Origin of the sequence: Haladaptatus sp., from assembly GCF_049589095.1 — an archaeon.
GTDB lineage: Archaea > Halobacteriota > Halobacteria > Halobacteriales > Haladaptataceae > Haladaptatus.
Genome location: NZ_JBAWAC010000378.1, coordinates 1 through 1,865 on the forward strand (window position 1 = coordinate 1; position 1,865 = coordinate 1,865).

Consider the following 1,865-nt stretch of genomic DNA (forward strand, 5'->3'; position numbering starts at 1 on the left):
TGGCTGTCCTTCCGCGAGGAGTTCGCCGTTGTTCAGTACGTAGATCCGGTCACAGATGTTCATCACGAAGTCCATGTTGTGTTCGACGACGAGGAGCGTCTTCTCCTCGTTTATCTCCCCGAGCAGCGTCCGAAGTTCCGTTCTGGTCGTCGGGTTCAGTCCGGCGGCCGGTTCGTCTAGCAGGAGTAACTCGGCGTCGGTCATCAGCGCCATCGCGAGTTCGAGGAGCTTTCTGTGTCCGTAGTTGAGGTCGGCGGCGAGCGTGTCGCCTTCCGACGGAATCCCGACCCGATCGAGCAACTCGTCGGCTCGCTCGGTGACGGCGTCGGGGTACGGACGGAAGAGGTCGAACGTCGACTCCGACCCGTGGTCGACGCTTGCCAGCAGGTTCTCGCGGGCGGTCATACCCTCGTACACCCGAACCTCCTGAAACACGCGGACGATACCGCGCTGGGCGATCACGTGTTCTTTCGTCCCCGTGATGTCGGTGCCGTTGAACTCGATGGTTCCCTCGTCTACCTGGAGCGCGCCAGTGATGCAGTTGAACAGCGTCGATTTGCCCGCCCCGTTCGATCCGATAAGGCCGACGATGTCGCCGTCACCGACTTCGATGTCGACGTGGTCGACGGCGGTCAATCCGCCGAAGGTCTTGGTGACGTCTTGACCGATCAGTTCGGTCATTCACTCCTCACCTCCCGCCGTGCCACGATTTCGCAATTTGTCCACCCGCTGTCTGGTGACTCCGAGGACGTCCTTCCCCTCCAGATAGCCGAGGATTCCGTTGGGCGCGCCGATCACGATTGCGACGAGGATGATCCCGAACACGACGAGGTACGCGTCGCGCATCGACACGCCGGTGATCGTTCCAACAGCGTCGACCATCGGGCCGCCGCTCCAGAGCGTGTTGCGCAGTTCCCAGAGGAACGCCGCCCCAAGGACAGGCCCCCAGAGACGGCCCATTCCGCCGACCAGCGCCATGAGGATCATCAGCACCGTCCAGTCGATGTTGAACGCCGTTCCCGGGCTGACGTAGGAGTTCTGGTAGGCGAAGAGCGCGCCCGCGAAGCCGGTCAGGAGTGCGCTCATCCCCCACGCGACGATCTTGTACTTCGTGGTGTCGATGCCCATCGCGCGCGCTTTGGCTTCGTCGTCCCGAATCGCGTTCAGGCCGTACCCGAACCGCGTGTTCATCAGGTACCAATAGACGATCACGGTCACCACGGCGAGGCCAACGAACAGCAGGAAAAAGGTTCGATCGACCTGTGCAAAGCCCGGAAGCGGAAGCGTCTGTCCGCTGCCGCCCCCGGTCTGTTTCAGGTTCGCGACGTACTGCTGGGTCGCCACGAGGACGCCCAGCGTCGCGACGGCGAAGTAGTGACCCCGTAGCCTGAGCAACGGGTAGCCGAGGATGAGAGCATAGACGAGTGCGACGACCCCGGCAGCGACGAACGCGACCGGGAAGCCGTACGTCCCGACGAGCGTCCCCTTCATCAGCACAACGACCGTGTACACGCCGATGCCGAAGAAGGTGATGTTGCCGAACGAGGCATAGCCCGTCTGGCCGCCGATGAGATCCCACGCCAGCGCCAGTACGACGAACTGGAGGATGCGACTCATCACGGTGTACTGACTTGTCTTGATTCCGACCCCGACGTACGGCGCGACGAGGTAGAACGCGGCCCGGAGGAGGACGTATACGGCGACGATGAGGACGATGATTCCGAGCACGGTGCCAATCGCGCCGGCCGTTCGGCCGTAGACGGTTCGGTATCGCTCCGGTACCGACCGGCGGAGCGTCCGCCTCGAGCGCCGTGAGACGCCGTCGAGGGCTCGCTTCGGGTTGTCGACGTCGAGTTCGTCAGCGT

The 1,865-nt window shown here is 63.1% G+C and carries 2 protein-coding genes; both read right to left on the reverse strand.

The genetic code is table 11. The features are described from left to right. A partial coding sequence (locus tag WBV42_RS11845; RefSeq protein ID WP_423986218.1) for an ABC transporter ATP-binding protein occupies positions 1 to 681 on the reverse strand: 681 nt, incomplete at its 3' end. After that, the coding region (locus WBV42_RS11850; protein WP_423986219.1) for a branched-chain amino acid ABC transporter permease at positions 682 to 1,865 on the reverse strand (1,184 nt) is incomplete at its 5' end.